This is a genomic window from Flavobacterium movens (assembly GCF_039581425.1).
Classification (GTDB): domain Bacteria; phylum Bacteroidota; class Bacteroidia; order Flavobacteriales; family Flavobacteriaceae; genus Flavobacterium; species Flavobacterium luteolum.
Window position 1 is genome coordinate 280598 of the sequence record NZ_JBCPXY010000006.1, and the last position, 26596, is coordinate 307193.

The following is a 26596-nucleotide window of genomic DNA, read 5'->3' on the forward strand; positions in this document are numbered from 1 at the left end:
TATAAACCCGACAGGTTTTAAAACCTTTCGGGTTTGATACGCTGATAAGTTGATTTAGTTAAGAATAAAATTTGAAGAAAACAGTATTAAACTATTCAATCAAAGGTGGTGTATTTCATATTATATGGAATATGGTATTTGTGGTTTTAGGTATTTACTTTTTATCACTTATAAATGTTGAAAAGATTACACTTAAATTTAGCAATTTAGTATTGCCAATTGTAGCTGTTTTGTTTATCATCGTTTATGGGAAAAAAGCGGTAATGACGCTCTTTAATTTTCATAAAAAAATAATATTCTCACAAGAAGGATTAGAACTTGATGAGATTTTTTATGAATGGAAAGATATTGTATTTCCAAGAGTTATTGCCAGAACAGAACACACAGCAAAGTACAATTTGTCATATAAGGAACTCTACCTTACATTTGTTTATAAGCAGAAAACGATCGAAATAAAAATAGATGATTACGATGTATCTGAGAATGAAATTAAGGAACTTCTGAAAAAATATACTCCAAAGTTTACACCAAGCACTATGAGCGAAAATAAAATAGTTTACCAACCCATACATGATTTTGACCAGATCATCACTTTAGAGCAATATTACGATCTTGAACATGAGGATTCAGAAGAAGCGATTAAAGACATTCAAAAATTGGCGGTAAAAGATCTAGAGCCAGTAAAGCGTTTTTGTGAAAACAATCTTTATACACAGCCCGATAAAGTTAGATTTGTCTACTATGCATTGAGTGAGGATGAAGATCTTGATAAATGGGCAGATTTTCTTTCAGATGAATTCAGAAGGGTTTACCAAATAGGATTAGAGCAAAATAATGTTAAGGAACTTTCTTCTGTTATTAATGAGATTATAGTCGAAACAATAGATTCTTATGGTGCGGAAAGAGTGAGAGAAATATTACTTAAAGGTTTAGATCATAAGAATTTTGAAACTCGTTTAAGCGCTTTGGAATTTCTTCCTGATTGGATTAATGAACAGGTTTTAAAGGCTAATCCAACCATTGTATCGAAGCTGAGACAAAAGCTGAAAGACCCAGAGTGGAAAATACGCTGGGAAACAAGTAAGTTGTTAGAACGGAATAAAATAGTTTTTGAGAGTTTAAGCGCATTGGATAAATTAAGACGATTTATAAATCCTTAACAATCTAGTTGTGAGCTTCGGAGAAGCTAAATATTTATAGCGAAATAAAGATCCAAATGATAAAAAGCTCCAGCGGAGCGATATCTATAGAAAATTATGTCACCCCACTGGGGCTTATCGAACTAACTATTATAAAATCTATAAATATATTGTCCCTCAGGGACTTGACTTTATTTAAACAATACCATGAAAAAGTTTTTTTTACATCTTACCTTAATCATTTCACTTTTCACGATTTCGGCGAAAGCCCAAAATAAAATCATTGTGAGTGATTTAAAATGCGAAATGCTGACCAATCCTGAAGGAATTGACGTTTTACAGCCAAGATTGAGCTGGAAAATAAAAGCAGGCATAAATGATGTAAAACAAACTCATTATCAAATTTTGGCGTCTTCGTCTTTAGAAAAATTAAATGCCGGAAATGCAGATTTATGGGACAGCGGAAAGGTACAAAGCGACGAATCTGTAAATGTAATTTATAACGGAAAAAAGCTAAAAGACAGACAAGATGTTTATTGGAAAGTACTTGTTTTTACCAACAAAGGCGAAGTTCAATCAAAAGAAACAGCACATTTCAGCATCGGAATTTTAACTTATGCTGACTGGAAATCAACACGATGGATTGGGTATGAGAAAACTTCTTCAGGAGATAGTATTTCGCAGTATTCGAGATTATCAGCGAGATATTTAAGAAAAGAAATCGACTTGAAGAAGAAAGTCAAAAGTGCCAAAGTTTATATCATGGGAATGGGCTTGTACGAGTTATACATTAACGGAAATAAAATTGGAGATCAGGTTTTAGCTCCCGTTCCTACGGATTATACGAAGAACGTGAAATACAATGTTTTTGATGTGACTTCGCAATTGCAGGAAGGAAAAAATGCGTTAGGAACCATTTTAGGAAACGGACGTTTTTTTACGATGCGTCAAGATTATAAGCCCTATAAAATCAAAACTTTTGGTTATCCGAAAATGGCTTTGCAGTTGTTTGTAGAATATACAGATGGAAGTAAAGATGTGATTAGAACCGATGATACTTGGAAAATTACAACCGATGGACCAATCTTATCTAACAACGAATACGACGGAGAAGAATATGATGCCCGCAAAGAAATGAAAGGCTGGAATACCATTAATTTTAATGATAAAAAATGGCTTTCGGCAGAATATGTTCAAGAACCAGGCGGATTCTACGAAGGACAGATGTCGGCGAATATGAAGGTGAAACGTGAAGTAAAACCGATTTCGATCAAACAGACATCAAAAGGAACTTATATCTTAGATATGGGGCAAAATATGGTGGGCTGGTTGCAATTGAAAGTAAAAGGAAACGCTGGAGACAAAATCATCATGAAATTTGCTGAATCTTTACAGCCAGATGGTTCGTTATATATTGCGAATTTACGTGATGCCAAAACAACTGATATTTATACTTTAAAAGGCGAAGGTGAAGAAATTTGGGAACCTCGTTTTATTTTTCACGGATTTCGATTTGTGGAGATTTCAGGTTTCAAAACAAAACCGACTTTAGAAAATTTTGTTGGAAAGGTCGTTTACGATGATATTGCCACAACAGGAACTTTCGATTCTTCAAACCCAACTATGAATCAGATTTTTAAGAATGCTTGGTGGGGAATCAGCGGGAATTATAAAGGAATGCCGATCGATTGTCCGCAACGAAATGAGCGTCAGCCTTGGTTAGGAGACAGAACAACGGGGGCTTACGGTGAAAGTTTCTTATTTGATAATCAGACTTTATATGCGAAATGGTTAGATGATATTAAAAATTCACAAACTATTGATGGCGGACTTCCTGATGTTGCACCAGCTTTCTGGCGTTACTATGGCGATAATGTAACTTGGCCGGGAACGTATATTACAGTTGCCGATATGCTGTATCAGCAGTTTGGCGATAAGAAAGTTGTTGAAAAACAATATCCGTCTATGAAAAAATGGATGGATTACATGGAAGAAAATTATTTGGTTGATGATATCATGACCAAAGACAAATACGGCGACTGGTGCGTTCCACCAGAATCTTTGGAATTAATTCGTTCCAAAGATCCTTCTCGTTTAACGGATGGCGAATTGATTTCGAGTGCTTTTTATTATCAGCTTTTAAACATCATGAAGAAATTTGCGGTAATCGCAAATGCTGAAAATGATATTAAACATTATGATGAATTAGCTTCAAGAATTAAAAAAGCATTCAACGCTAAATATTTTAATGTAGCCAAAAATAATTATGCCAATAATACCGTAACAGCCAATTTACTGCCTTTGACTTTCGGAATGGTTCCAGAAGAATTGCAGCAAAAAGTTTTCGAAAATCTTGTACACGAAGTGGAAGTGACTAAAAACGGTCATGTAAGCACGGGAGTTATCGGAACACAGTTTTTGATGCGAACATTAACCAATTTTGGTCGTGGCGATTTGGCTTTCAAATTGGCTTCAAACAAAACCTATCCAAGCTGGGGTTATATGGTCGAAAATGGCGCAACAACCATTTGGGAGCTTTGGAACGGAAATACTGCCGATCCTGCAATGAATTCGCAAAATCATGTTATGCTTTTAGGTGACTTACTGATTTGGTATTACGAAAATATGGCGGGAATCAAGAGCAATCCTGAAACTCCGGGTTTCAAACAAATTATCATGAAACCAGATTTTAATGCTGGATTGACTTATGTAAATGCTTCATACGAATCAATTTATGGAACAATTAAAAGTGACTGGAAAAAAGATAAAAAAACTTTGGTTTGGAATATTACTGTTCCCGCAAATACGTCGGCGGTAGTTTATCTTCCATCAAATAATATTGAAGCTATTTCAATCAATAAACAAAAGCTGGATAAGACTTCTTATATTCATTCAATAGAAAAAAATCAAATAGTAGTGACACTTTCGTCAGGTAATTATGCGATAAACGTTAAATAATTTACATTTTTAATAATTCGGGACAGTACAGGATACATTGTTAATTTTTTAGTGTTATTTTTACACTTAATAAATATTTTTACCTAAAAAAATGTTAGGTATGTATTTATAGTCAGAAAAAATAATTCATAATTTAATTAAGAATGAAGTTAGCAAAATTAGCATTTGTCTTGTTTGGACTTTTCCTTTTAGGAAGTTGTAAATCTGCTTTAGAGAAAAAGACTTGGAAAGAAGGTATTTTAGTAGATGAATTTATTTATGATAAAGCACCTTATCCGTCTTGCCACGCTGTTACAATTGTTGAAGCTACAAATGGTGATTTAGTTGCCTCATGGTTTGGTGGAACTCACGAAAGACACCCAGATGTTTGCATTTATGTGGCCATTAAACCAAAAGGAAGTGATAAATGGGGAGAAGGTGTAAAAGTTGCCGATGGTGTGATGAAAGAAGGGCCGAGATTACCAACTTGGAACCCAGTTTTATATCAAATTCCGGGAGGCGATTTAATGTTATTCTACAAAATAGGACCAAAACCATCTGAATGGTGGGGCGTAATCAGAACTTCATCTGATGGTGGAAAAACGTGGTCTCAGGCTCAAAAAATGCCAGACGGTTTCTTAGGGCCAATCAAAAACAAACCAGTTTTATTAAGCAACGGAACTTTATTATGTCCGTCAAGCATTGAAGGCGACGGTTGGAGACTTCGTATGGAATCTACTCCAGATTTCGGAAAAACTTGGGTAATGGGAGATACGCTTCCAAGAGGAAAACAAAAAATAAATGCAATTCAGCCAAGTATTTTGTTTCATAAAGACGGAAGTATTCAGGCTATTGGAAGAACTAGAAACAGAGCGATTTTCAGTACATTCTCAAAAGATAACGGAAAAACTTGGTCGGATGTTGAGCTAATCGGACTTCCAAATAACAACTCAGGAACTGATGCTGTAACTTTAAAAGACGGCAGACATTTGTTAGTTTACAATCACGTTCTTCCTCCAGGAAAAGAAGCAAAAGGACCAAGAACACCTTTGAATGTTTCGGTTTCTAAAGACGGAATTAATTGGAATGCTGCTTTAGTTTTAGAAGATTCAAAAATCAGTCAATATTCTTATCCTTCAATTATTCAAAGTTCAGACGGAATGGTGCATATTGTTTACACTTGGAGAAGAGAAAAACTGAAATATGTAAAAATCGATCCAAGTAAATTGGTTGCACTTCCAATTAAAAACGGAATCTGGCCAGGCGACGAAGGAAAAGTAGTTACAGCAGTAAAAGCGGAAGAAGAGTAAAGAAAAAGTTCGCCACTAATTCCACGAATTTTCACGAATTTTTTTAATACTAATTCGTGAAAATTCGTGCAATTCGTGGCAAAAAAAATATAACCATGAAATCTAAAAGAAATTTATTTATTGCAATGCTAGTTGTTATGTCAACGACATTCAACAGCTGCGCAACGGCTCAGTCTTCCAAAAAACAAAAATATAAAGTGGCGGTTTGTGACTGGATGATTCTGAAAAGACAAAAATTAGGCGCTTTTGGTTTAGCAGCTGAAATAAAAGCTGATGGAATAGAGCTCGATATGGGAGGTTTAGGAAATAGACCAACTTTCGACAGTAAATTAGGAGATCCACTAGAAAGACAAAAATTCTTAGATAAATCGAAAGAAACTGGAGTTGGAATAAGCTCAATTGCGATGTCTGGATTTTATGCGCAGTCTTTTGCGACAAGAGAAATCACACCAATGATTACAGATTGCATTGAGGCTATGAAGAATATGAAGGTAAAAGTAGCTTATCTTCCGTTAGGAACTCAAACTGATTTGGTTAAAAATCCAGAATTACGTCCAGAAGTGATCAAAAGACTGCAATGGGCAGGAAAAGAAGTAGGGAAAATAGGCGGTGTAATTGCGATTGAAACCTCTTTAGACGCGACAGAGGAGAAAAAACTTTTAGATGAAGTTGGTTCAAAATATATTAAAAGCTCTTTCAATTTTGCGAATGCTTTAGATAATAAAAGAGATATTTCTTCAGAATTGAAAATATTAGGAAAGAAATATGTAGCACAAATTCACGCTTCCAACACCGATCAGTTTTGGTTAGAAAATGATAAAGCGATTGACATGCCAAAAATCAAACAAACTTTGGACGAAATGAAATGGAGCGGATGGCTAATTGTAGAGCGTTCTCGCGACGTCACACAAGTGCATAATGTAAAAGCAAATTACGGAGCAAATGTGGCTTATTTGAAGAAGATTTTCCAGAATTAAACAATAAACAGTGATCAATATGTAATCGTTAAACAACACAATTTTTCACTATAAATCTGCCGAATTTGCTAAATCTGCGAGAGATATTTTTCACGGAGATCGGGCAGATTTAGCAGATTATTTTTAGAATGAATACCCAAAAACAGCATACCATGAAATATTTACAATTACTTTTTTTATGTCTTTACGTCTCTTTCGCGACAGCGCAGAACATCACAGTAGTTAGTGATCCGAGTTCGCCAAGAGCAAAATTTGGAGCAGAGAAATTATCAGAAACACTTTCAGCAAAAGGATTCAGTGTAACTTCTTCTGATAAATTCAAAAAATCAAAAGATAAAGTAATTGTAGTTGGAGAAAAAGGAACCGATTTCTGGAAGAAAAACGCTAAAAGCGCTAAAATCGACGATAGCAAATTAACTAAGAAAGAAGGTTTCCAGATTCGTACTCAAAATAATGTAATTTATATTGAAGGAACAGATGCAAGCGGAGCTTTGTATGGTGCTTTAGAATTAACAGATAAAATTAAAGCTTCAGGAAAACTTCCTTCAGAAATCAATATTGACGACAGTCCAGAAATGGTTTTGAGAGGCGCTTGCATCGGAATGCAGAAGCCTGTTTATCTTCCAGGTCGTGATGTTTATGAATATCCGTATACGCCAGAAACTTTTCCTTGGTTTTATGATAAAGCTTTATGGGTGAAATACTTAGATATGCTGGTAGAAAATCGTATGAACTCTTTGTATTTATGGAACGGACACCCTTTTGCATCTTTAGTAAAATTAAAAGATTATCCGTTTGCAGTTGAAGTCAGCGATGAAGATTTCAAAAAGAATGAGGAAATCTATAAATTCTTAACGGTTGAAGCCAATAAACGTGGAATCTGGGTAATTCAGATGTTTTATAATATTATTGTCTCTAAGCCTTTTGCAGAGCATTACAACATTAAAACTCAAGATCGTTCAAGACCTATTACGCCTTTATTGTCTGATTATACTAGAAAATCTATCGCAGCATTCATTGAAAAATATCCAAATGTTGGATTAATGGTTTGTTTGGGAGAAGCAATCAATACAGTTGATGATGATGTAGAATGGTTTACCAAAACTATTATTCCAGGTGTTCGTGATGGTTTACAGGCATTAGGAAAAACAGAAGAACCGCCAATTATTCTTCGTTCTCACGATACAGACGGGCCTTTGGTAATGGAAAAATCACTTCCGCTATACAAAAACCTTTATACAGAAAGTAAATATACAGGAGAATCTTTAACGACTTATACGCCGGGCGGACCATGGGGAGAAACGCACAAACAGTTGAGTGCTCTGAAATCAATTCATATCGAAAATGTTCATATATTGGCTAATTTAGAACCTTTTAGATATGGTTCGCCAGATTTTATTCAGAAAACTGTAAAAGCGATGCATAGTGTTCATGGCGCAAATGCACTGCATTTATATCCGCAGGCATCTTATTGGGATTGGCCTTACTCGGCAGATAAAACAAAATCAGGAGAACGTTTATTAGAAATGGATCGTGACTGGATTTGGTACAAAGCTTGGGCAAGATATGCTTGGGACAGCAAAAGAGATCGAAACGAAGAAATTAAATTTTGGGATAATGATTTAGCTGCGAAATTCGGAACTAGTCCGGAAGCTGCAAATAACATTTTAAAAGCTTACGAAGAAACAGGTGAAATTGCTCCAAAAACATTAAGACGTTTCGGAATTACAGAAGGTAACCGTCAAACTTTATTGTTAGGAATGTTCGAAAGTCAGTTGGTCAATCCGTCAAAATGGAGAGTTTATCCAGGATTCCACGAATCATGCGGACCAGCGGGCGAATTGCTTTTAGAATATGCTAAAAAAGAATGGAACAAAGAACCACATTCTGGTGAACTTCCAACACAGATTATTGCTGAAATTACAGAACACGGAAGATTGGCTGTTGAAGCAATAGATAAAGCAGAAGCAAGTGTAACCAAAGATAAAGAAGAATTTGAACGTCTTAAAAATGATATGCATGCTTATAAGGCTTTCGCCGATTTCTTTTCAGAAAAAGTAAAAGCAGCTTTATTGGTTTTAAGATACAGTTATTCGAATGATATTACCGATTTAGACAAAGCTTTGCCTCATTTAGAAAAGAGCATTGAATATTATGAGTTATTGGTAAAACTGACAAAAGATACGTATTACTATGCCAACAGTATGCAGACTGCTCAACGCCGAATCCCGATTGGAGGAGATGATGGAAACAATAAAACTTGGGCAGAATTGTTACCGCATTACGAACGTGAATTGGCTAATTTTAAAAGAAATCTAGAGAAGCTAAAATCTTCAAAAGATGGTAAAATAGAAACCAAAGAAGGAAAACCTTGGAAACCAGCAGAAGTAACTTTTATAGATGAAAAACCAGGAACTTATCTAGTTAAAGTAGGCACAAAAGTGTACGGAACAGATATTTCTGAATTGACTAAAATTGCTCCAGAACTTCAAAACCTAAGAGGATTCTCATTTGTAGAAAACGATCAAAACGAAAAAGGAACACATTTGAAGTTTAGAAATACAAAAGCGGTTAAATTAGTGGTGGGTTATTTCAATTCAGATCAGAAGAGATTTTTATTGCCGCCAAGTTTAGAGACAGATGCAGCAGGAAATGCGCACGGTCAAGCCGAAGTGATTTTGGCAAGTGCAATGAATTTAAAAGATTTACCTCGTGTAAATATTCATACGTATACTTTCCAGCCGGGCGAGAATAAATTAGATCTAGGAAAAGGAAAAGTACTGATTTTAGGTTTCATCGACGCAGATCAAACCATAACACCACGCGATGTTGGATATATTGATGCAGGAGAAAAAGCAGCTATTGACTGGTTGTTTTATTAAGAATAATTTGGGCGTGTCCCTTCGGGTGGGGCTTTCGGCTATATCTTTTATTCCGCTTCGCTTCATAAAAGGATACCGCCTCAATCCCTCACGCGAATAAACGTAAAGTTAAACATGACGGGTTTTTAAAACCCGTCATGTTTGCTCGAAGTAAACGTGATTAGACCTAACAGGTTTTTAAAACCTGTTAGGTCTGTTATCAAGATAACTTAAAACAACCTTATAATCACTTATATGGTTTTGAAAATATGAATAGAATAGTTTTTTTTATTTTTTGTTTTTTTTCAAGTCTTTGCTTTGTTTGGAGTCAGAGCAAAGATTCGGGGAAGTTTCGTAAAGAAATTTCGCTGAATTCGTCTTGGGAAACCATAATATTGGATAATCTTCCGCTGAAAGAAGAAGATTTTGTAGAAAATCCAAAAACTGATTCCAATTGGCAGCAGGTTAGTGTGCCTCACAATTGGGATCAGTATTATGGTTTCAGAAGAACAAAACATGGAAATTTACATGGTACCGCTTGGTACAAAAAAACGCTTAAACTTGATAAAAAAGACAGTCCAAAACAGCATTTTCTTTATTTTGAAGGTGTAAGTTCTTATGCAACGGTTTGGATAAATGGTAAAATAGTAGGCGAACACAAAGGCGGAAGAACTACTTTCACCTTAGATATTACAAAAGCGGTTTCTTTCGATAAAGAAAATATCATTTTAGTAAAAGCAGCGCATCCCTCTTTTATTGCAGATCTTCCTTGGGTTTGCGGAGGCTGTTCGGGTGAATGGGGATTTTCTGAAGGTTCTCAGCCAATGGGAATTTTTAGACCAGTTTCTTTGGTAATTACAAACAATGTTAGAATTCAGCCGTTTGGTGTTCATATCTGGAACGATAAATCGGTTTCTAAACAAAAAGCGATTCTTCATACGATTACAGAAATTAAGAATTACAGCACTTCACAACGAAACTTAACTATCGAAAATATCCTTCTGGATGCGTCAGGAAAGAAAGTTGTTGTCAATAAAAGCGATAGCAAAATCAATTCGGGAGAAACAAAGGAAATAGCACTGACACTTCCTGAGATTCAGAATCCGAAATTATGGTCGCCATCCAATCCGTATTTGTATAAATTGGTTACTTCAGTTTACGAAAACGGAAAAATAATCGATCAGTTAACAACGCCTTACGGAATTCGCTGGGTAAGTTGGCCGGTTAGTCGTGACGGAAAAGACAATCGTTTTTTTATTAATGATGAACCAGTCTTTATAAACGGCGTTTGCGAATACGAACATTTGATTGGAAAAAGTCATTCGTTTTCAGACGAAATGATTCATTCCAGAATCGAACAGATAAAAGCAGGCGGATTTAACGCTTTTAGAGAAGCGCATCAGCCTCATAATTTATTATATCAAAAAGAATTAGACGAAAACGGAATCCTGTTTTGGAGCCAGTTTTCGGCACATATTTGGTATGATACTCCAGAATTTAAAGAAAACTTCAAAACTCTTTTACGAGAATGGATTAAGGAACGCAGAAACAGTCCGTCGGTTGTTATGTGGGGATTGCAGAACGAAAGTACTATTCCGAAGGAATTTGCAGAAGAATGCACGCAGATTATTCGTGAAATGGATCCGTTATCGGCCTCACAAAGAATCGTAACAACTTGTAACGGTGGAGAAGGAACAGATTGGAATGTCGTTCAAAACTGGTCAGGAACTTATGGCGGAGATCCGTTAAAATACCATCTGGAAATGACAACTCAGCTTCTAAACGGAGAATACGGCGCATGGCGTTCAGCCGATTTGCATACAGAAGGTGAGTTTGACCAAAAAGGAACTTTAAGCGAAAACCGTTTTTCTCAGTTAATGGAAATTAAAGTTAGAGAAGCCGAATCGGTAAAAGATAAAATTGCGGGACAGTTTAACTGGCTTTTTGCTTCGCATGAAAATCCGGGACGAGTACAGAACGGAGAAGGTTTTAGAGACATTGACAAAGTTGGCCCAGTAAATTACAAAGGACTTTTTACCATTTGGGGCGAACCTTTGGATGCATTTTACATGTACCGCGCCAATTATGTTTCAAACAAAACCAATCCGATGGTGTATATCGTTTCGCATACTTGGCCAAGCCGCTGGGAAAAACCTGGAATCAAAAACGGAATCGATATTTATTCGAATTGTGATGAAGTAGAATTGTTTAACGATGTGAATAAAGCTTCTTTAGGAAAACTAAAAAATCCAGGAATAGGACAGCATTTTCAATTTAATAATGTCAATATTCAGTACAATGTCTTATATGCTGTTGGTTATGTAAATGGGAAAGCAGTTGCTAAAGATTATATCGTTTTAAATAACTTCCCAAAGGGACCAAGTTTTGATGATTTAACATCTGATAAAACCGATATTACAAAGGCCCAAAAAGGTTTTAATTATGTTTACAGGGTAAATTGCGGAGGTTCTGAATTGACAGATTCTGCTGGAAATACTTGGTTTACCGATACACATAAAAATGGACAAAACAGTTGGGGTTCATTATCATGGACAGATAATTTTGAAAAATTGCCTGATTTTTTTGCCAGTCAAAGAAAAACTTTTGACCCAATAAACGGAACAAAAGATCCTGAATTATTTCAAAGTTTTAGATACGGAGTTGATAAATTGCGTTACGAATTTCCAGTTCCAGATGGCGAATATTTAATAGAATTATATTTCACAGAACCTTGGTACGGAACAGGTGGTGGAATGGATTGCAAAGGCTGGCGTTTGTTTGACGTTGCAATAAACAATAATATCGTTTTAAATGATTTTGATATTTGGGCAGAAGCGGGACATGATAATGCGTTGAAAAAGACATTTAAAGTAAAAAGCACAAACGGAAAAATTGTGATTTCGTTCCCAAATGTAAAAGCATCACAGGCGATTATTTCTGCCATTGCGATTGCAACAAAAGAAATTCATGCAAGACCTGCGGAGGAATCTTCAAAAAACATTCAGAATCTGGTTTTAGATTCTTATGATAAAACTAACAGAGTAGGTTCATGGCTGGATATTAATTCAAAACAATATTCAGATTCTGATGTTGTTTTTACCGAATTGCCCTCTGAGGTTTTTGGAGCAGATTATTTACAGTTTTCAGCTAATTCTAAAAACAAAGGTTCATTTACTGCTAAAGAAGATTCAGAATTATATCTTTTTATAGATAAGAAAAATTTGAATTTAGAGCAATTTTCGAAATATAAAAAAATAGAAGAAAAAGCTAAAAATAGCAGTCAAACTGAGTTTGAAGTTTTCACAAAAAAAATAAAGAAAGACGAGAAAGTTATTTTTGATAATTCTGAAACCATTTCGACAATTGCCGTCGTTCCAACTTATGATATGGGCGAAAAAGACGATTCGAGACCTGTTGTGATGATAGAAGCCGAAAAGACAAAAATAACGGGAACTGGAATAGAAAAAGGAAATTTCAAAAAAGCGGATTATATTGAGTTCACAAAAAAGACAAACAATAGCATTGAGTTTGAAGTAAAACCAGGAGTTGCTGGAATTTACTTAATGCGTTTTCGTTTTATGAATAGAAATGAAACGCCATTAAAAGTCAAATTCAAAATGGAAGATGCCTACGGAATTTTAATGCGAAATGATACGATTGAGTTTTTCCCTTCACCAGAAAAATGGAAGATTTTAAATACGACTTCTGGTGGTTATATTAATGCAGGAACGTATAAAATTACGTTGGAAGGTGATGATTTGAAGGGATTAATGTTGGATAATTTCGAATTTCAATAAATGGTAGTTTGCCACGAAGGCACAAAGACGCCAAGGTTTTATTGTAGAGACGCACAGCAGTGCGTCTAACACACAGTATGGCCAATTGGAGCGTAGACGCACTGCAGTGCGTCTCTACAGAAAAATACGATTAGAATAAAAAACATATTCATGATTACACATAAAAACATATTTCAAAAAATTACAATTGCCTTATTGTTTTCGGTATCAGTTTTTGCACAAAAACAAGCCAGAATTGTCGAAGATTTCAACAAAAATTGGATCTTCAAATTAGGAGATTATCCAGAAGCAGTTAATGCCAATTATAATGCATCAGATTGGAGAGCACTTCAATTGCCACATGATTGGAGTATTGAAGGAGCTTTTGATAAAGATGCTAAAACCAAGCAAGCACAAGGATTTTTGCCCGCTGGAAAAGGGTGGTATCGTAAAGTCTTTACTATTCCGGCGAGCTGGAAAAGCAAAACTATTTCAATTGAGTTTGATGGTGTTTTTAAGAATAGTGAAGTTTTTATAAATGGGAAATCATTAGGGATTCGTCCAAATGGTTATATCTCTTTTAGTTATGATTTGTCTCCTTATTTAAATTATGGACAGACCAATACTATCGCCGTTAAAGTCGATAACGATGCTCAGCCAAACTCAAGATGGTATACAGGTTCTGGAATTTATAGAAATGTGAGATTGGTAACAACTGAAAAATTACACGTTGGTAAGTGGGGAACTTTTGTAACTACACCTGAAGTTTCAACAGTGAAATCAACAGTGCATTTGGAAGTTACAATTGATAATGATTTTGATACTGCCAGAGAATTTACATTGGTTACTTCTATTTTAGATGTCAATAATAAAGAAGTGGCGAATAAGATTTCTGTAGAGAAAATTGGGGCTAAAACATTTGAAACGAAGGTGCATAATCTTGAAGTTTTAAAGCCACAATTATGGAATATTGAAAACCCGTATTTGTATAAAGTAATCACAAAAGTTTACGAGAAATCTGTACTAGTAGATAATTATGAAACGCCACTTGGATTTAGATTTTTCAATTTCGATTCAGAAAAAGGATTTTCTTTAAATGGTGTTCCAACAAAAATTTATGGCGTTTGTCTGCATCACGATAATGGTGCTTTGGGTGCGGTTGAAAATATTCATGCCGTTAGAAGAAAACTGACTTTGATGAAAGAAATGGGAGCCAACGCTATCAGAATGTCTCATAATCCGCATTCGTTGGAAATGATGCAATTGTGTGACGAAATGGGATTTATCGTTCAGGATGAAGCTTTTGACGTTTGGAAAAAGAAAAAAGTAACCAACGATTACCACAAAGATTGGGATGCTTGGCACAAACAAGATTTAGAAGATTTTATTAAAAGAGATCGTAATCATCCATCTGTAATGATGTGGAGTATTGGTAATGAAATTAGAGAACAGTTTGATTCGACTGGAATTGCGATTACAAGAGAATTGGCTAAGATTGTTAAATCTTTAGATGCAACTCGCCCTGTAACTTCGGCTTTGACAGAGAATGTAATTGAGAAAAACTTTATTTATCAGTCAGGAGCTTTGGATCTTTTGGGATTTAATTACAAACATGAAGAGTATAAAGATTTTCCAACTAAATTTAAAGGACAGAAAATATTGGCCTCTGAAAGTGTTTCGGCTTTAGAAACGCGCGGTCATTATGATTTTCCTGATGGAATTAAAGCATGGCCAACAAAATACGGCGCTGCGTTTGACGGAAATGCAGATTGGACGGTTTCGGCTTACGATCAGGTAAAATCGTATTGGGGAGCTACGCACGAAGAAAACTGGAAAACAATTAAAAGTCAGGATTTCATGGCGGGAACTTTTATCTGGACAGGTTTTGATTATATCGGAGAACCAGACCCGTATCCATTTCCTGCAAGAAGTTCATATTTCGGGATTGTAGATTTAGCTGGACTTCCAAAAGATGTGTATTATATGTATCAAAGCGAATGGTCGAATAAAACGGTTCTGCATATTTTACCGCATTGGAACTGGAAAAAAGACCAAGAAGTCGAAGTTTGGGCCTATTATAATAATGCTGATGAAGTAGAATTATTCTTAAACGGAAAGTCGTTAGGAAAAAAATCAAAACAAAATGATGATCTTCATATCTCTTGGCGCGTAAAATTCGAACCTGGAACATTAAAAGCTGTTTCTAGAAAGAACGGAAAAGTAGTTTTAGAGAAAGAAATCCGCACAGCAGGAGAAGCTTCAAAATTAGACTTGCAAGCTGATAAAACTGCAATTAAAAACGATACTTACGATTTGGTTTACGTGACAGTTTCTATGACGGATAAAGATGGAAATTTAGTGCCAAACGCAATGGATTTAGTCAATTTTGAAGTAACTGGCGGAGGGAAATTAGTTGGAGTCGATAATGGTTATCAGGCTAATTTAGATTCTTTTAAAGCCAATTCTTGTAAGTTGTTTAATGGAAAATGTATTGCGATTATTCAGTCGAATGGAAAGAAAGAGAATATTAAGTTGAAGGCGACGGCAGGAAATGGAATTTCGGTTTCATCGATTAAGATAAGCGTTAATTAATTTTGTATGTCGCTCCGCTGGAGCTTTGATTCTCTAATCGTTGATTGTTTCTACAAATATTAAGCTTCTCCGAAGCTTTATTTTAGATAATTATTCGATTTCAATATTAGCTCTGGAAGAGCGAAATATTTATAGAAAAATGATTCTCTCATAAGAGAAAGCTCCAGAGGAGCGAAATAATATAAACAATAAGAATCCGCTTCAAACTAGAAGCGGATTTTTTCTTTTAAGCATTTGAAATATTGATATATTTATAAAATAATTTAAAAGAAATGACACGAATCTTCTTCCCAAATCAATCAGAATTTAGAAAATGGCTTGAGAAAAATCATCAGACAGAAAAAGAGCTTTTGGTTGGTTTTTACAAAGTTACAAGTAAAAAGCCTTCTATGAGTTGGTCAGAATCTGTAGATCAGGCGCTTTGTTTTGGCTGGATTGATGGCGTTAGAAAATCTATTGATGCGGAAAGCTATACAATTCGTTTTACTCCAAGAAAGCCTTCTAGTATTTGGAGTGCGATTAATATTCAAAAGATAGAAGATCTTACAAAAGCGGGTTTAATGGCCGATGCTGGTTTGAAAGCGTTTAGTTGTAGAACCGAAAATAAGTCTAAGATTTATTCGCACGAAAAAGAGCCAGTTCCGTTGTTAGATGTTTACGAGAAACAGTTTAAAAACAATGAAACTGCTTGGGAATTTTTTGAGAAGCAAGCTCCTTCTTATAAAAAAGTGATGATTCATTGGATTATGAGCGCCAAGCAAGAAAAAACACAGCTTTCAAGACTAGAAAAAACGATTACAGAGAGTGAAAAACAGAAAAGAGTATTGTAGCTATTTTGAATAAAATGTTTTACTTTAGTAATCTGACTTTTAGTGAAATATGGAAAAAGAAAATACCACAAAAATAAAAGGGGAGATTTTGCTAGGTATTATTTTTGCCCTAGAATTATACGCCTTGCCTGTACAGTTTTATTTGCTATTAAAAAATCCTGAATTCACTTTTTTTAGTGCAGCAGTTCGTTTTTTTAGTTTTTTTACCATTACAACAAATACGATCGTTTTTCTTTGCACTGCTTTGTTGCTATTTGGTGGCAAAAGCAGGGCAAATGCTTTCTTTAAAAAGTGCACTACTATTACAGCCATTACAGTTTATATATTGATTGTCGGAATTGTTTTTAACTTACTTCTTCGTCCAACTCTCCATTTAGAAGGACATCATCTTATTGTAAGCGAAATTTTTCATACGGTCGTTCCCATTTTATTTTTGGTTTTCTTGTTGTTTTTTGTAAGTCCAGAAAAGATCTCTTTTAAAGTTATTTCGTCTTGGCTGATTTATCCAATTATCTACATCATTTATACTTTATTTCACGGAATTGCAACCGAATTTTATCCGTATCCTTTTATAGACGCAACTAAATTAGGTTTTCAAACGGCAATTATAAACGGATTTTTCGTTTTAATCTCTTTTGTGGTTTTGTCTTTGATTTTGATTTTAATTTCAAAAATTAGAACTAAGAAGATTAGCTTGGAAGACTAAAATAAAATATTCAATCTTCTCGTCAGGAATTAACAAAAAAGGGACTTTCTTCTTTCCTTCTTTCTCCTGAAATTTTTCTATAAACTTCACTTTTAGGTTATAATTAATTGTTTCTTAAGTTGTTAAATATAAAAATTCATTGCCTGAATATTCCGTAATTACTGGCCTGACTAATTAATTAGTATAAATATTAATCAATTAGTTTTGATACTAATTAATTAGTAGTTATATTTGTCAAAAGAATTTCCACTATGATAAAATTAGCCAAACGAGAAGAACAGATTATGCAGGTTTTTTGGGATTTAAACAAAGCCTTCATCAGAGACATTATTCCATTGTTGCCAGATCCGAAACCACATTATAATAGTGTTGCGACGATTGTCAAAATATTAGAAGAAAAAGGGTTTCTAAATCGAGAAACAATAGGGAATATGCATTGCTTTTTTCCGGTAATTCAAAGAGAAGAATATCAGCAATTTGCATTGAAAGATGTTGTAAGCCAGTATTTTGATAATTCGTATCCACGAATGCTTGCCTTTTTTGCTAAAGAGCAAAAATTAACCGAAAAAGAATTGGACGAAATCGTAAACATGATAAAAAAAGATTCTAAATGATACCTTATATTCTATACACAGCGCTTATTCTTTTTGCTTGTCTTATGTTTTATAAGCTGCTTTTGCAGAAAGAGACTTTTTATAACTTGAATAGATTTGTTTTGCTTGCGTGCATGCTAGTAGCTTTTACTTTGCCGTTGCTCCCGATTCCGCAACAATTCTCTCTTCAAAAACAGAAAGCAACTGCAGCTATTCCTTCCATAAAAAAAACAGTTGCAAAAGAATCAACTGCTGAGCTAAAACCACTTCCTGTAAATGAAGTTTTAGTAAATGAAACAAAGCAACAGTTTAATATGGCTTTGGTCCTGCAGTGGATAGTGTATTTGTATTGGTTTGGTGTCATTGTTTTTGCGCTTAATTTTTTGATGCAAGCTGTTATATTATTTTACAGAGCGTACACATCAGAGATTATTAGGGATGGAAAATTTAGGATTGTCGAAATAACAGGCGATAAAGCACCTTGTTCTTTTGCTAATAATATTTTTATAAATCCTGAAAAATACGAATGGGAAACGTACAATCAGATTTTGCTGCATGAAAAAATTCACATTGAGCAAAAACATACTATTGATCTTTTGCTTGCGGAAATCGTACTTGTTTTTCAGTGGTTTAATCCTTTTGCTTGGCAATGGCGAAAAGCATTGGAAAGTAATCTTGAATTTTTGACCGATAACGAAATGCTACAACAAGGTAGCGTAGAAAAAGAAAGTTATCAATTTAGCCTGCTTAAAGTAGCGGCGCCACAATTTCCTTTGAGTCTTACAACTAACTATAATCAATCATTACTCAAAAAACGAATCATTATGATGAATTCAAAAAAATCAAACGTAAACACAACATGGAAATATTTTTTCCTGTTACCATTATTGGTATTGTTTGCCTGCCTTTTTAATCAACCGGCAGCGCAAAGTCAGACGCTAACTTCGAATCTAAAAAACGAAGAAACTAAAGCGAATGCAAACACTCAAAAGGGTGATCAAACTGAAGGAAACTGGTTTGCCACAATCAAAGGTAATAAAGTAGAAATGGAATTTAAAAACGACGAGAATAGCCATTCTACTCATACTTATGATATTAGCGAGTTTAGCGGATTATCAAAAGATAAACAAGGAACATTTTCTCTAACGCGTGAAGCGGGAACAATGAACTTTACCGGAAAATTTGAAGGAAATAGCGGAATGGGAACGTATAAGTTTGTTGGCAATAAAAATTTCGCCAAAGAAATGGCTGCACAAGGAATTACATTGGCAGATGATACAGATCTTATGGTTTTCTTTGCTGTAAATATAAAAACGTCGTATGTAAAAATGCTGCATAAAAAAGGGTATAAAAATGTAGACAAAGACCAAGTAATTCCGTTGGCGGCTTTAAACGTAAGTGAAGATTACATCGATTCTATTAAAGATGCTGGAATTGGAAATATAGATATTGAAACGCTGATTCCTTTTAAATCCTTAAACATTGATAAAGCTTTTATTGAAGATATTATTAAATCGGGTTATAAAAATGTTTCGCCAGAAAATTTGATCACTTTAAAATCTCAAAATATTGACGGAAAGTATATTAATGATTACCGTTCTTCGGCAAAAACAAAAAAGAATGAAAATGGAGAAGAAGATGAGGACAATATGATTGCTTTCAAAACTTTAAACATAGATAAAGCTTATATTGATTCTTTTAAGAAAATAGGTTATAATGATCTTTCAAATGACGACTTAATTGCTTTAAAAGCTTTAAATGTAACTCCAGAATATGTTAGCCAATTCGAAAAAGTAGGTTATAAAAACATTTCGTCTGAAAATCTTACGGCTTTAAAATCACAAAATATCACTGCAGATTTAATTAAGGAATATAAGGATCTGGGTTTTTCAGATCTAGATTTAGATGATATTGTGGGGGCAAAAGCGGTTGGTGCAACGCCAACTTTCATTAAAGCTATGAGAGAAAAAGGACATAACTTTAAAGGTATTGAAAAGTATATAGCTTTAAAAGCAGTCGTTGGCAACTAAGCTAATATTGCTTTTGGTAGTTAAAGCAATACATTTTCTCTGTAAATAAAATATTCAAGTTGTAAGACTACAATCAAAATATACTAATAAAGCCCAAATCTACAGATTTGGGCTTTATTTTTTAGCAACTTCAAAAAACAGTTATTTTAAAAATAGTATACTCAAACGAATTATTTAAATAAAATCATTTTATACCAAAATGCTGTAAAAAATGTTGTTGGTCGAAATTCTATTCGAAAGATTTCAATTTATACTACATTTATGCTTTATAGTCTATTTTAAAGCAAATCAGTAATGAAAAAAATATTTCTTTCCTTATGTCTTTTGGGTATAATTTCTAGTGCTTCAAGTCAGGAATTGATGAATGCTCCAAAGCCTTTTGGACCACTTCCGACACAGAAACAAATCGATTGGCAGGAAATGGAATTTTATGCTTTTGTGCACTTTTCATTAAATACTTTTACGAATAAAGAATGGGGTTATGGAGACGAATCTCCGGAACTTTTTAACCCATCGCAGTTAGACGTTCGCCAATGGGCGCGCGTGGTAAAAGAGGCTGGAATGAAAGGCATTATTCTCGTTGCTAAACATCATGACGGATTCTGTTTATGGCCATCGGCTTATACAGAACGTTCTGTAAAGAATTCACCTTGGGAAAACGGAAAGGGAGATTTGGTAAAAGAACTGGCTGCAGCCTGTAAAGAATACGATTTAAAATTAGGATTATATCTTTCGCCTTGGGACAGAAACCATCCGCAATACGGTAAACCTGAATATATCACGTATTTCAGAAATCAGTTAAAAGAATTATTGACCAATTATGGAGATGTTTTCGAAATGTGGTTTGATGGTGCAAATGGCGGTGATGGTTATTATGGCGGTGCAAACGAAACTAGAAAAATCAATTCTTTGACTTATTATAATTGGGATGAAACTTATAAGTTAATCTACGATATCGCGCCGAAAACGCTAGTTTGGGGAGTTGGACCATCTGAAGCAAGATGGATTGGAAATGAAGAAGGACGTGCAGGAAAAACCAATTGGTCGTTACTACGCCAGAAAGATGAATTGGCTGGGAAAGTACATTACTCTGAGTTTATGTCTGGACATGAAGACGGAGAAAAATGGGTTCCTGGCGAAGCTGATGTTTCCATTAGACCAGGATGGTTTTATCATTCAGTTGAAGACGATAAAGTGCGTTCGCTTGATGAAATGGTCGATATTTATTATGAATCGATTGGACGAAATGCGACTTTATTATTAAATCTTCCTGTTGATACACGTGGTTTGGTTCATGAAAATGACGAAGCAAGATTGAAAGAATTGGTTGCCACTATAAAAGCCGATTTCCAAAAAGAATTATTAGCAGAAACTCAGGTTCAAGCTTCAAACATTCGTGCAAACGATTTTAATTTTGGTCCGCAGAATGTAATCGACGGAAATAAAAATACCTATTGGGCAACAGATGATAAAGTAAAACAAGCTACAGTTGAATTTACGTTTAAAAAGCCAACAGCAATCAATAGAATTTTACTTCAAGAATATATTAAACTAGGACAGCGCATAAAAGCATTTTCTATTGAAGTAAAAGTTGATGGACAATGGAAAACAATCGCCAATGAAACTACTATTGGTTACAAGAGAATCCTGCGTTTAGACCGTGTTACGGCTTCTGCACTTAGAGTGAATATTCTGGATGCAAAAGCTGGATTTGTAATTAGTGCAATTGAGGCTTACAATGCGCCAACTTTTGTAAAAGAACCTCAAATTCTTCGCGATAAAAATGGTTTGGTTACGATTAAATCAGAAGAAGGAAATGCTGTTTATTACACTTTAGATGGAAAGACGCCTACTGAAAAAAGCACTTTATACAAAGCACCATTCGTACATAATAAAGAAGTAGAAATTAAAGCAATTTCAAGAAACGCTAAAGAGAAAATCAATAGCGCTATTAAGATGGCAAAATACGGTGTTTCTAAAGAGAAATGGAAAGTAATTTCGGCTTCGAGCGGTGACAGCAAATCGGTTGAAAGAATTATTGACGGCGATGCTAATACAGAATGGAGTTTTGGAAATGATGAAAACAAACTGCCACAAAGTGTTGTTATTGATATGGGAGAATTGATCAGCATTAAAGGTTTTACCTATACGCCACAGCAGGTTGGCAACAATTTAAATTTGATATCAAATTATGAATTGTATACAAGTGTAGATAGTTTTTATTGGGACAAACAATCAGAAGGAGAATTTTCGAATGTTAAACACAATCCGATCGAGCAGGTTAAAAATTTTGCTGCAGTAAAAGCAAGATTTTTGAAATTTGTCGCCACAGCTGCTGTCGGGAAAACGCAAACAGTTTCGATAGCTGAAATTGGAGTTGTGGAATAAAAGTCCTTTTTTGGGAAAACAAAGTTGTTTTAAAAAGAGTTGATATTGGAATATTTATAAGATTATATTCTACATTAAAACCCCGGAGGGGTGAAATATTTATAGATTACCATAAAGGAAATGAAGAAAGCTCCAGCGGAGCGACATATAATACGATTGTAGAAAAATATGTCGCTCCGCTGGAGCTTTAATTTTGTAATCGTAGATTATTTCTATAAATATTAAGCTTCTCCGAAGCATATAAAAAAGGAGTTGCTTTTTTGAAACTGTCCTATTTTGTCTTTTGCCGAAGCTTAGCCGTTATTAGTCGAATTTTTAGTACGAGCGGATAATATAATTCTACTTTTATCTTAGTAATTAAATGGCAAGGCAAATGATTAAAGAAGATATAGGTTTTAGAGAAGCAGGAAAATTTGAAGAAACACGTTTTGAGAAAATTCATAATGTTATTTTCGAGTCCTCGCAAGAAGCTTCTATATTGGTCGCTCGTGAAATTGCTAATTTAATTCAGAGAAAAAGCGAGTTAAACGAACATTGTGTTTTAGGTTTGGCTACAGGTTCTTCGCCAATTAAGGTTTACGAAGAATTGGTGAGAATGCATAGAGAAGAAGGTCTGAGTTTTGAGAACGTTGTGACTTTCAATTTAGATGAGTATTATCCGATGGATAAAAATGATATTCAGAGTTATTATCATTTTATGCACGAACATTTATTCAATCATGTCAATATTCATCCAGAAAATATTAATATTCCAGACGGGCAGGTTAGCGCAGAGGAATTGCAGCAATACTGTATTGATTACGAGATGAAAATTATCTCTTACGGAGGATTAGATTTTCAGCTTTTAGGAATTGGAAGGACGGGACATATTGGGTTTAATGAACCTGGTTCGCACGTAAATTCAGGAACTAGAAGCATTACACTTGATCATATCACTCGTGTCGATGCGGCTTCTTCTTTTTTAGGAATTGATAATGTTCCTAGAAAAGCCATTACAATGGGAATTGGAACCGTTAGAAATGCAAAAAGAATTGTTTTGCTTGGTTGGGGAATCAGTAAAGCAGGAATTATAAAAAAGACTATCGAAGGAGAAGTTTCTTCGCAAGTGCCAGCTACGTATTTACAAGAGCATAACAACACAACATTTGTTCTAGATACAGAAGCTTCATTTGAATTAACAAGGGTTAAAACGCCTTGGCTGGTTAAATCTTGTATTTGGACAGATGAATTAAAATTAAAAGCGGTGGCTTGGTTGAGTGAGTTAACCAAGAAGCCTTTCCTTAAACTGACGGATAAAGATTATAACGACAACGGAATGTCGAGTCTTTTGACGGAGGAAGGAACTGCATACGATTTGAACATTAAAATGTTTAATAAAATGCAGCAAACCATCACGGGATGGCCGGGCGGAAAACCCAATGCTAATGATACGTACAGACCGGAGCGTTCCACGCCGGAAAAGAAAAGAATTATCATTTTCAGCCCGCATCCAGATGATGATGTGATTTCGATGGGGGGAACTTTTGACCGTTTGATAGAGCAGGGACATGAAGTTCATGTGGCGTACCAAACATCAGGAAATATTGCGGTTTCTAATGAAGAAGCACTGAAGTTTGCTGAGATTTCGAAAGCATTGCACCCAGATTCTAGAATGTCTGATAAAATAATTGACTTTCTTCAGAATAGATCAGGAAATGAGATTGATGCGCCTGAGGTTAGAAAATTAAAGGGATTAATTAGAAGAAGTGAATCTTTTGGTGCCACGCGTTATTTAGGTTTGCCAGATACTAATGTGCATTTTTTAGATCTTCCGTTTTATGAAACTGGAACAGTAAAAAAGAATAATCTTTCGGATGCAGATATCGACATTATGTGTGATATTATTGAAAGAATAAAACCGCATCAAATTTATGCCGCAGGAGATTTGGCAGATCCGCACGGAACTCATAAAGTGTGTTTAGATAGTTTGTTTGAAGCTTTAAAAATTCTAAAACACAATAGTTTTATGAACGATTGCTGGGTTTGGCTTTACAGAGGCGCTTGGCATGAATGGGAATCGTACCAAATTGACATGGCAGTACCAATGAGTCCCGATCAGGTTTTAAAGAAACGACATGCTATTTTTTATCACCAGTCTCAAAAAGACGGCGTAATGTTTCAAGGTGATGACAGCAGGGAGTTTTGGGTGCGAGTTGAAGATAGAAACAGATTGACTGCAGAAAAATACCACAGCTTAGGATTAGCAGATTATTCGGCTATTGAGGCGTTTAAACGTTATCATTTCTAAGTGCTTTTGCAGCAATAAAGATAATAGACTATTTCATGGTTTATTTTGGTTAGTTACCTATAATTGAGAGAAAATGCGGTCGTGGTTGGCCGCATTTTCATTTTTTATATGGTCTGGTGAAATGTGATCTGTAAAATGTGAAATGTGAGTTGACAAATGAGCATAAAAAAAGTTAGATATTTTACATCTAACTTATTACTTATAACTTTTTACTAAATAGAAGAGCTCAAAATTTTCTGTTTTACTTCATCAATATAAGATCTTCCAATCACATATCGAAGTCCTTCAATTTCGATGCTGTTTCCTTCTACGGCATCAATTTTATCAATTGCAATTGTGTATGATCTGTGGATTCTGATGAAATCTCTTTCTGGCAATAATCCTGTAAAATCTGATAAAGTGCTGTGAATGATAAACTTTCCAGAAGTAGTGCTTATTTTTAAATAATCTTTTAAACTTTCGATAACCAAAATCTCATTCAAGAAAATCTTCTTCATTTTTTTCTTGTCGATTTTAACGAAGATAAAAGGGTTTTCTTTATTGTTTTCCTGCGGAACTTTACTGGTATTGTTAAGTCTTTTGTTAATCTTGTTGACTGCTTTCATTAATCTTGGAAATTCAATTGGTTTTACCAGATAATCCAAAACATCAAGTTCGTAGGTTTCGATTGCAAATTGGTCGTAAGCACTCGTAATAATCAATAAAGGCGGGTTTTCTAAACTTTTAATAAAATTAATACCGTCTAAAACAGGCATATTTATATCTAGAAAAATTACATCAATGGTATTGTTTTTTAAGAAATTTAATCCTTCAATAGAATTACTAAAAGTGTTTACTAATTCTAAATCCTCAATCTGTTCAATATAATTTTTAATAACGTTTATTGCCAATGGCTCATCATCGATAATTAAACACTTTATTTTCATTTGTAAATATTATTTAGGCCGATATTTGGTTTTTTGTAGGTATAGTTTTCTAAACCGATAAAAGCTAGGGCTTAAGTGACTTTTATAACTAGTTTAACGACAAAAATATTCTTTTTATTTTTAAATGAAAGCTTATAGTCATTTTTATTATATCCCAGTTCAAGTCTTTTTTTGACATTTTCTATACCTATACCACTTGCCTTGTTAAAATTATCTTTATGTACGGTAATTTCGGGCATAGGGTTTGAAATTGTGAAATATAAATAATCGCCTTTTACTTTAAATCTGATATCAATGAGAACATTTCCAGTATTTTTGTTAACGCCATGCTTGAATGCATTTTCGACGAAAGTCAAAAGTAAGACGGGAGAAATTTCTTTATCATGTATATCTCCCGAAATAGACATATCAACTTCTAAACGTTCTCCGTTTCTAATTCTTTCCAAATCCAAATAATTCTGAATGCAAAGAATTTCATTCTCTAAAGACTGTTTCTTTTCTTTTGTTTCATAAAGCATATAACGCATTAATTCTGAAAGTTTTAAAACGATTTTCGGAGTCTTGTTGGACTTTTCTACAGAAAGCGAATAAATGTTATTTAAAGTATTAAAGAAAAAGTGCGGTGAAATCTGAGATTTTAAAAACAGCAGTTCTGTTTCCAATTGCGATTTTTCTAGATCGGTTACACGTCTTTGTTCCTGTAATAAATCGAGCGTGATTTTAATTGCTGTAACAAACGTCATTACATACAATTCGCCCATCATCATATCAATCGTATAGTTTAATGTAAGGGTATTAATGGTCTGCGGACCTTCTGGCCAAACGTTATGAGTGATTAATAAATAAGTTAAGTTGAATTTTAAAACCACCATGATAAAAATCGCCGACAATACAGTTACTATATATAGGAAATATTTTTTTTTATAAACGAAATGTGGCATTAAAACCAAAATATTCAGATAACATAATGCCATGTGAATTGGAAATCCGAGTAAAGTGGTTTTCAGAGAGTAGAGGTAATCGTTAAAATAACTTCCCCATCGGAATGTATTGAACACAAAATAGGTCAGCCAGAAGTAAACATGGTAGCGCACAGGTAAGCTGTAAGATTTGCTTGAGTTGAAAATCATATCGAGAGTATAAAATGTCGTTTGTTACTATTTTTTGATGTTTAGAGCTGTTTAAATGTCGTCCGTCTAAAAATATTTTGGTAAAAGTTGAATTTATCTAAATTTAAAGTTAAA

At 34.5% G+C, this 26596-nt stretch carries 15 protein-coding genes; 13 read left to right on the top strand and 2 right to left on the bottom strand.

What is annotated here, in order from left to right; translation table 11 throughout:
* The first annotated feature begins 71 nt into the window (after positions 1-71).
* The 13 genes from AAYQ05_RS13210 to nagB all read left to right on the top strand — a co-directional run bounded on the left by AAYQ05_RS13210 (position 72) and on the right by nagB (position 24426).
* Complete coding sequence (locus AAYQ05_RS13210) at positions 72-1160, top strand: HEAT repeat domain-containing protein (protein ID WP_343543937.1); 1089 nt, start codon at positions 72-74, stop codon at positions 1158-1160.
* Positions 1161-1346: 186 nt separating this feature from the next.
* Positions 1347-4097 (top strand): glycoside hydrolase family 78 protein, encoded by a 2751-nt coding sequence (locus tag AAYQ05_RS13215; RefSeq protein WP_343543938.1) that lies wholly within the window; start codon positions 1347-1349, stop codon positions 4095-4097.
* 143 nt (positions 4098-4240) lie between these two features.
* Positions 4241-5386, top strand: a complete 1146-nt coding sequence (locus AAYQ05_RS13220; RefSeq protein WP_343543940.1) for a sialidase family protein — start codon at positions 4241-4243, stop codon at positions 5384-5386.
* Positions 5387-5481: 95 nt separating this feature from the next.
* Complete coding sequence (locus AAYQ05_RS13225) at positions 5482-6363, top strand: sugar phosphate isomerase/epimerase family protein (RefSeq protein WP_343543942.1); 882 nt, start codon at positions 5482-5484, stop codon at positions 6361-6363.
* Between the two features lie 152 nt (positions 6364-6515).
* Positions 6516-9245, top strand: coding sequence for an alpha-d-galacturonidase (locus AAYQ05_RS13230; protein ID WP_343543944.1), 2730 nt, complete (start codon positions 6516-6518; stop codon positions 9243-9245).
* Positions 9246-9493: 248 nt separating this feature from the next.
* Positions 9494-13021 carry a malectin domain-containing carbohydrate-binding protein gene (locus tag AAYQ05_RS13235; RefSeq protein WP_343543946.1) on the top strand — a complete coding sequence of 1176 codons (3528 nt, stop codon included), beginning with the start codon at positions 9494-9496 and terminating at the stop codon, positions 13019-13021.
* A 150-nt stretch (positions 13022-13171) separates the two neighbouring features.
* A complete protein-coding gene (locus AAYQ05_RS13240; protein ID WP_343543947.1) occupies positions 13172-15592 on the top strand; it encodes a glycoside hydrolase family 2 TIM barrel-domain containing protein in 2421 nt (806 codons plus the stop codon).
* 272 nt (positions 15593-15864) lie between these two features.
* A complete protein-coding gene (locus AAYQ05_RS13245; RefSeq protein WP_343543949.1) occupies positions 15865-16422 on the top strand; it encodes a YdeI/OmpD-associated family protein in 558 nt (185 codons plus the stop codon).
* A 49-nt stretch (positions 16423-16471) separates the two neighbouring features.
* Positions 16472-17128, top strand: a complete 657-nt coding sequence (locus AAYQ05_RS13250) for a Pr6Pr family membrane protein (protein WP_343543951.1) — start codon at positions 16472-16474, stop codon at positions 17126-17128.
* Positions 17129-17379: 251 nt separating this feature from the next.
* Entirely contained in the window at positions 17380-17742 is a 363-nt protein-coding gene (locus tag AAYQ05_RS13255; protein ID WP_202004990.1) for a BlaI/MecI/CopY family transcriptional regulator, read from the top strand.
* On the top strand, positions 17739-19751 hold the full coding sequence (locus tag AAYQ05_RS13260) for a M56 family metallopeptidase (RefSeq protein ID WP_343543955.1): 2013 nt from the start codon (positions 17739-17741) through the stop codon (positions 19749-19751). Before AAYQ05_RS13255 ends, AAYQ05_RS13260 begins: the two co-directional genes overlap by 4 nt.
* A gap of 294 nt (positions 19752-20045) precedes the next feature.
* Positions 20046-22139 carry an alpha-L-fucosidase gene (locus AAYQ05_RS13265; RefSeq protein WP_343543957.1) on the top strand — a complete coding sequence of 698 codons (2094 nt, stop codon included), beginning with the start codon at positions 20046-20048 and terminating at the stop codon, positions 22137-22139.
* A 373-nt stretch (positions 22140-22512) separates the two neighbouring features.
* The gene (gene nagB / locus AAYQ05_RS13270; RefSeq protein WP_343543959.1) at positions 22513-24426 is read left to right on the top strand and encodes a glucosamine-6-phosphate deaminase; all 1914 of its coding nucleotides are present in this window, start codon (positions 22513-22515) and stop codon (positions 24424-24426) included.
* 212 nt (positions 24427-24638) lie between these two features.
* Here nagB and AAYQ05_RS13275 read toward each other — a convergent pair whose 3' ends face one another.
* Both AAYQ05_RS13275 and AAYQ05_RS13280 read right to left on the bottom strand, forming a co-directional pair.
* Positions 24639-25352: a LytR/AlgR family response regulator transcription factor gene (locus AAYQ05_RS13275; RefSeq protein ID WP_343543960.1), complete on the bottom strand. Its 714-nt coding sequence runs from the start codon at positions 25350-25352 to the stop codon at positions 24639-24641.
* Positions 25353-25423: 71 nt separating this feature from the next.
* The gene (locus tag AAYQ05_RS13280; RefSeq protein WP_343543962.1) at positions 25424-26482 is read right to left on the bottom strand and encodes a sensor histidine kinase; all 1059 of its coding nucleotides are present in this window, start codon (positions 26480-26482) and stop codon (positions 25424-25426) included.
* Between the last annotated feature and the right edge of the window lie 114 nt (positions 26483-26596).